This is a genomic window from Castellaniella sp., assembly GCF_047971665.1.
Taxonomy (GTDB): Bacteria; Pseudomonadota; Gammaproteobacteria; order Burkholderiales; family Burkholderiaceae_B; genus Castellaniella.
In genome coordinates, this window is record NZ_JBKEAA010000021.1 from 105801 (window position 1) to 111946 (window position 6146).

Here is a 6146-nt window from a genome sequence, read left to right on the forward strand (position 1 = left end):
TCGGCACCCGGACCGGTGGCGGACTCAGGCGGCACGATCGATATCGAGCAGGTAGCCGAAACCGCGCACGGTCTGAATGCTGGTTCCAGTCCCGTCGAGCCGCTTGCGCAGACGGTAGACATAGACTTCGACTGCGTTTTCGCTGAAATCGGCATCCCAGGCGGACAGGGAATTGACGATCTGCTGTTTGGTCACCACCCGGCCAGGCCGCGCCATCAGCATTTCAAGGACGGACAGCTCGCGCACCGACAGCGCCAGCCGCTTGCCGTCGACCCGGATCTGACGGCCCACCGTGTCGAAGGACAAAGGGCCGCATTCCAGAATGGTCTGAGCCTGCCCCGTGCGTCGTCGGGCGAGCGCGCGAACCCGTGCGGCCAATTCGGGCAATTCGAAAGGTTTGGTGACGTAATCATCCGCGCCGGCGTCGAGCCCCGCGACCCGGTCGTCCAGACCGTCACGCGCCGTCAGGATCAGCACCGGCACCTGTGAACCGCCATCGCGCAATCGCCGCAGAACCTCCAGGCCGCCCAGTCCGGGAAGGTTCAAATCCAGCAGCAGCAGATCGTAGATCTGTCCGGCAAGGGCGCCTTCGACGCGATCGCCGGACTGCAGCCAGTCGACGGCATAGCCCTGCCCCCCCAGAAACTCCTGCAGGGCGTGGCCAAGGGTGGCGTCGTCTTCAATGACCAGTACTCTCATGACGCTGATTCTAGCCTGAAGCAGTCACGTCGCGTCACCACCTGCGCGCTATGTTACATAGCTGTCAAATACCTGACCGGCCTCACCGGGCAGGCGACACCGGGGCGGCGTCCCTGGCGGCGGTCGCGCCAGATGCGGGGGATGCGGCGGCCCCCGGGGATGCGGTGGTGGCCGGCGATGCGGTGGCGGTCGCCTGCGACGAGGGGGACGCGGCGGCGCCCGGCGCCGCTTGTCCCGGCGTGGTGACAAAGCCCAGACGTTTCATGCCTGCCTGCCGGGCCGCCCCCATGACCTGCGCCAGCAAGCCGTAACGGGTTTCGACATCGGCGCGAATGCGCACTTCAGGCTGGGGATCCGCCCCAGCCTCGCTGGCGAACAGCGCGGGCAGGTCCGCCTCGGAGATGGGCTGGTCGTTCCAGAACAAGGCCCCGGACGGATCGATGGCCAGATCGATCACCACGGGCTTCTGCTCCACCGGTTGCGCCGTGACCTGAGGCACATTGATACGGATCGAGTGACTGAGCAAAGGCGCCGTGATGATGAAGATCACCAACAGCACCAGCATCACATCGATCAACGGCACCATGTTGATCTCGGACATGGTGGAGCCCGGCCCCTTGGAATCGAAGCTGCCAAATGCCATGTCAGACTCCTCGCTGGCTGGCCAGACTGACGGGCCGGCCACTGCGCTCATGATTTGCCTCGGTCACCTGCTGACCAGTCGTCAGGAAGGTGAACAGGTCATGCGCAAAAGCATCCAGTTGCGCCAGATAGACGCGATTGATACGCACGAACGCGTTGTAGCCCAGCACCGCAGGAATGGCGACGGCCAGGCCCAGGCCGGTCATGATCAAGGCCTCGCCCACGGGCCCGGCGATACGGTTGATGGTCACGCCATCCGTCATGCTGATGCTCAACAACGCGTGATACACCCCCCAGACCGTCCCGAACAGGCCCACGAACGGCGCGGTCGACCCCACGGACGCCAGGCACGTCAGGCCGTTTTCCAGACGCGCGGTTTCCTCGTCGATGACCTTCCGGATGGTGCGCGTGACAAAAGCCGCCGTGGAACCGCTTTCCTCGAGTTTGAGCGCGCCGTATTTGGTATGGTGCCGCTGGGCATGGATCGCATGGCTGGCCAGATGGGCAAAAGGCTCTTCCGCCCCATGCGTCGAGATCTCGTTTTCCACCTGATCCAGGGAACTGGCCGCCCAGAATTCCGAGAGGAATTTGCGCGACCGGCGGCGAATGCGCCAATGCGTCAGCCATTTGGCCAGGATCAGATACCAGCTCGTCAGGGACATCAGCACCAGGAAGGCGAACAGGGACTTGCCCACGGCGTCGCTCTGGCTGATGAAATGCAGCATCCCCTGCCCGCCCGCATCCACGGCGCCGGCGGTCATTGCCACCTCGGTGGCCGCGCCCATCGTGGCCCCGGCCGCGGCTGCCGCGCCGGAAGCGGCCATCGTCGTTGCTTCTGCGGCCGCTGCCGATACGGCCGGCGCCGCGTGCGCAGCCGCCTGGACGGTATCCGGCCCCACAGCCTGGGCCAGCGTCAACGCCGCACCCCCGATCAGTTCAAGCATCATGCTTCAGTCCTATAAGACAAAATCAAAAGGAATGTCCACCAGCGCCTTGTAGGCGATTCCGTTCTCCGTATAGGGACGGAACCGCGCCGTGTGCATGGCCGCCACGGCCGCCTCGTCCAGACGTGAATGTCCGGAAGACGTGCGCACCGACACATTGGCCACCTTGCCCAATGGCGAAATCAGAACGCGCAGCACGACCCGTCCCTGCTCGCCCCGACGCTGCGAGATGCGGGGATAGACCGGGCTGGGCCGCTTGCCCAGATAATCCACCTGCCCCACGGTGCGGGGACGGTCCGGATCCTCGGGCACCGGCTCACCCCGCGCCTTCGACGCCTGGGGCGCGCCGCCCACCGCAGTCTCCTGCGCCTTCCTGCTCACCGGCGGCGCGGACGGCTGCGGTTTGGCCTGAGGCTTGGGAACGGGCTTGGTCCGGGGCTTTGGTTTCGGTTTCGGCTTTGGCTTTGGCGGCGGCGGCGGCTCGGTGATGGACTCGGGCTCCGGCGTCTCGACGACTGGCTCGGGCTCGGGTTCCGGCTCAGGCTCGACCACGGGCTCCGGTTCCGGTTCGACGACCGGCTCCGGTTCGGGCTCGATGACCGGCTCAGGCTCTGGCGGCGGTTCGACGGAGGGCTCGGGCTGCGCGGCCGCGAGAGACTCGGGCTCACTCGCGGGCCCCAACTCGACAAACTGCACATCGAGCGCCTCGGGCTGTCCCTGAGCGACATTGACCACCGGCGCCGAGAGCACCATGGCCAGCACAGCCGCATGCAAGCCCAGGGCCGTGCTGGCAGCGATGATGTTCAGCGAAGAAAAACGCGAGGGAGAACCGGTGGACATGTGCCAGCGAACAGCGAAAGCAGCAAAAAAGCGATCTTAGCAGGAATGATAACGGTTCTCAATAAAGTTCAATGATCCCGCGTCACCGTCAACGCCGTAAACGACTGCGATGTCGGCATCACCTCGATCGCATTGACGTTGACGTGCGGCGGCAAAGACGCCACCCAGGCAACGGTTTCCGCGATGTCCTCCGGGCGCAGCGGATGCGCTCCGTCATACATGGCCGCCGCCCGTGTCTGATCACCCTTGTAGCGAACGAGAGAAAACTCGGTCTCCCCCGCCAGGCCGGGCTGCACATCCGTCACCCGCACCCCCGTGCCCGCCAGGTCGGCGCGCAGATTGCGGCTGAATTGCGCCACGAAGGCCTTGGTGGCGCCATAGACATTGCCGCCGGGATAGGGATATTTGCCCGCCACAGAACCGATGTTGATCACCAGCCCGCGCTTTCTGTCGACCATGCCTGGCAAAAAAGCATGCGTCATCAGCGCCAGACCGGTGACGTTCGTGTCGATCATCGTGCGCCAGTCCTCAAAATCGGCCTCTTGGGCCTTTTCCTTGCCCAGCGCCAGACCGGCGTTATTGACCAGGATATCGACGTCGCGCCAGTTGTCGGGCAGCGACTGTTTCATGGTGGCAATTGCCGACTCGTCCCGGACATCCAGCGATACCGACAGCAACGCCTCACCATGCTGACGCCGCAGTGCCTGCAAGGGTTCGGTCCGGCGCGAAGCGGCGATCACCCGATAGCCGTCACGCAACAAGCGCGCGCAAATCGCATGGCCGAAGCCCGCGGAAGCCCCGGTCACGAGGGCGATGGGTTGCCGGTCGGCCCGGGGGGAGATGGAATCGTTCATAAATCCTCTGGATGCTCAACGTGCAGGCCGGTCTTCGGACCGGGCTCCAAGCTCATGATGGTACTTGGTCCATCCCGGCGAGGATACTCCGCCGGTGTCGTACGGACGGGGATTCAATCGGACGACGACCGTCGAGTCCGCGCCAGAATGAATCGGGCCCGGTTCCGCATCATGCGAAACCGGGCCCTGGACAACACCGTCAGGCGCTCAACACCTGAGCCCCCGATGGCGCGACAGCATGCGACGGCTGCTTATTTATTGGCGTCCAGACGCGCTTGCATGCGCGCGGCACGATCCGGCGACGAGGGATGGGAGCTGAACATGCTGCTCTTGCCACCGTCGAGCTCGGCCAGTTTCTGGAAGGCGGTAACCAGGCCCTTGCGGTTCATCTTCTTCTGGGTCAGCAGATCGAACGAGTAATCATCCGCGTCGCTTTCCTGCGATTGCGAGAACTGCGCATTGATGAATTTCTCGGTCAGATCGCCCAGTTCCGAAGAGCTCAACGCCGAAACCATGCTGTTGCCGGCGGCGCTGGCGGCCTGACGGGCAGCGCTCGTGGCATAGGCCAATTGCATGGCCTTCTTGGTGTGGCCCAGCGCCACGTGGCCCATTTCATGACCGAGCACGCCGCGCAACTCATCGTCGTTCATCATGTCCATCAGGCCGCTGTAGACCCGCACGCAGCCATTGCCCATGGCCCAGGCATTCACGTCCTGAGTGAGGTAGGCCTTGTACTTGATCCTCTGACCATTGAGGGTCATTTTGCCGAAGCCACGCATCACCTTTGCCAGGCGCTTCGAGTACTTGCTGCCAGCCGAAGCCACTTTTGACTCCTTATCGCTTTGCTTGCAGGCAGCATCCGACAGTTGAACAATGTCGGCATCGGACAGATTGGCCGCCTTGGCCATATCGGAGCCGGCCGACAACAGACCGTTGGGGTCCAGGTTGCCGCAACCCGCCAATGTCAGGCTGGCCACCAGCGCCGTGCACATCAAACTGATTTTGCTCTTCATCACATTTCCCTTTTCACTTTACGACTTTACGTTGTGGGTATATTGAGTAAAGTGTCTCCCACCAAGCTCCTGCTTCGAACGAAAAACCAAGCGTGGAATACACCGGCGGATTGTAACGACTCGAGATGATAAATAGAATGCAATTGAGTCGCCAAATGCAATCGCATGTATGCAGATCTATGTTTCGTTAATGATCATTAAAATCCGCTCCCGGGATTGCTTGACGCACAGCAATCAAATCCGCCGCGCGCAACACCGGGACGACGACTTCACAAGGGCGGTTTCATGGCGTGATCGCGTGGCGGCAGTTTCTTCGAATGGAATACCGCAGGAATAAAAAACACGGCTGAAAACAAAACTCCGCAAGACCGAATGCCATGCGGGTTTTTGCTTTTAGATATCGGAAGACATCGGACTGAACCGGATTTTTCAAAACAGAAAAGTGACAAGGTACTTTGCCCCTGCGAGTGGATTTACCCCCGCGAGTCACAAAACATCTTATGATGCCTGCTTCTGATGAACCAAACATACGGAAATCAATCGCAACCGCGGTACCGACAACCTTTGCATGAGCCTGCGCGTCGTCCTGCTCGCCATCGTCTCGCCCTCTCCCAACCGTCCCTTGCTGCGAACAAACCCTGTTCAGGCAGGAAAGGGGGAATCTCGCACTGCGCCGGTGACAAGTTCGTATGCAACGACGGCTCCATCAGCGGCAGCAAGAAGATCTGCAATATGCCAGGCAGGCCGAAACCGTCGGTAAAGATCGCACCCAAAAGATCGGCGACTCGATGCGACTGCCGGAGCGGAACATTTTGCACCGGGCCGCGAGGCGGGACGTACTGCCATTCGGATAGCGGCAGAAAGAGCTACGTGCGGAAGTAATCGACCCATCAGATATTGGACAGGGCCAGCACAGTCTTTTCCAAAACACAGATGAGTCTGAACTTGCGGAGAACTGGCGGTTCAGGCGGCCTTGTCGGCGGATCGTCGATGGATGGTTGCAAACAGCGCCGAGCGGGCCTTTTGCAGCTGCTCGGCGGCTTCATTATCACTCATGGCCCGCGCCTCGATGAGCAGGCTCTGTAGGGTGATACCGGGCTTGAGCCCCCGGGCGCGCGCCGGCAGGCTGTGCAGCTTCTCCAGCGGAGTTCGCA

General features: G+C 62.1%; 7 protein-coding genes and 1 pseudogene. 1 reads left to right on the forward strand and 7 read right to left on the reverse strand.

Annotated features, from left to right (window positions below):
* Window positions 1-24: 24 nt before the first annotated feature.
* The 6 genes from ACK5JE_RS09735 to ACK5JE_RS09760 form a co-directional block, all read right to left on the reverse strand.
* Window positions 25-699 carry a response regulator gene (locus ACK5JE_RS09735; RefSeq protein WP_416801511.1) on the reverse strand — a complete coding sequence of 225 codons (675 nt, stop codon included), beginning with the start codon at window positions 697-699 and terminating at the stop codon, window positions 25-27.
* An 82-nt stretch (window positions 700-781) separates the two neighbouring features.
* Window positions 782-1342 (reverse strand): ExbD/TolR family protein, encoded by a 561-nt coding sequence (locus ACK5JE_RS09740; protein WP_416801512.1) that lies wholly within the window; start codon window positions 1340-1342, stop codon window positions 782-784.
* 1 nt (window position 1343) lies between these two features.
* Complete coding sequence (locus ACK5JE_RS09745) at window positions 1344-2288, reverse strand: MotA/TolQ/ExbB proton channel family protein (protein WP_416801513.1); 945 nt, start codon at window positions 2286-2288, stop codon at window positions 1344-1346.
* Between the two features lie 9 nt (window positions 2289-2297).
* The gene (locus ACK5JE_RS09750) at window positions 2298-3125 is read right to left on the reverse strand and encodes an energy transducer TonB (RefSeq protein WP_416801514.1); all 828 of its coding nucleotides are present in this window, start codon (window positions 3123-3125) and stop codon (window positions 2298-2300) included.
* A 68-nt stretch (window positions 3126-3193) separates the two neighbouring features.
* Window positions 3194-3979 (reverse strand): SDR family NAD(P)-dependent oxidoreductase, encoded by a 786-nt coding sequence (locus ACK5JE_RS09755; RefSeq protein WP_416801515.1) that lies wholly within the window; start codon window positions 3977-3979, stop codon window positions 3194-3196.
* A 251-nt stretch (window positions 3980-4230) separates the two neighbouring features.
* Window positions 4231-4992: a M48 family metalloprotease gene (locus tag ACK5JE_RS09760; RefSeq protein ID WP_416801516.1), complete on the reverse strand. Its 762-nt coding sequence runs from the start codon at window positions 4990-4992 to the stop codon at window positions 4231-4233.
* A gap of 732 nt (window positions 4993-5724) precedes the next feature.
* Between ACK5JE_RS09760 and ACK5JE_RS09765 the strand changes: the two genes are divergently transcribed.
* Window positions 5725-5874 (forward strand): hypothetical protein, encoded by a 150-nt coding sequence (locus ACK5JE_RS09765; protein ID WP_416801520.1) that lies wholly within the window; start codon window positions 5725-5727, stop codon window positions 5872-5874.
* An 81-nt stretch (window positions 5875-5955) separates the two neighbouring features.
* On the opposite strand, the pseudogene ACK5JE_RS09770 reads toward ACK5JE_RS09765, so the two are convergent.
* Window positions 5956-6146: pseudogene (locus ACK5JE_RS09770) on the reverse strand (integrase); the annotation flags it as partial.

Bases quoted from the DNA above. Each gene is read 5' to 3' on its own strand.
- ACK5JE_RS09745 (WP_416801513.1), bottom strand. From the start codon at position 2,288: ATGATGCTTGAACTGATCGGGGGTGCGGCGTTGACGCTGGCCCAGGCT.
- ACK5JE_RS09765 (WP_416801520.1), top strand. From the start codon at position 5,725: ATGCCAGGCAGGCCGAAACCGTCGGTAAAGATCGCACCCAAAAGATCG.
- ACK5JE_RS09735 (WP_416801511.1), bottom strand. From the start codon at position 699: ATGAGAGTACTGGTCATTGAAGACGACGCCACCCTTGGCCACGCCCTG.
- ACK5JE_RS09760 (WP_416801516.1), bottom strand. From the start codon at position 4,992: ATGAAGAGCAAAATCAGTTTGATGTGCACGGCGCTGGTGGCCAGCCTG.
- ACK5JE_RS09740 (WP_416801512.1), bottom strand. From the start codon at position 1,342: ATGGCATTTGGCAGCTTCGATTCCAAGGGGCCGGGCTCCACCATGTCC.
- ACK5JE_RS09750 (WP_416801514.1), bottom strand. From the start codon at position 3,125: ATGTCCACCGGTTCTCCCTCGCGTTTTTCTTCGCTGAACATCATCGCT.
- ACK5JE_RS09755 (WP_416801515.1), bottom strand. From the start codon at position 3,979: ATGAACGATTCCATCTCCCCCCGGGCCGACCGGCAACCCATCGCCCTC.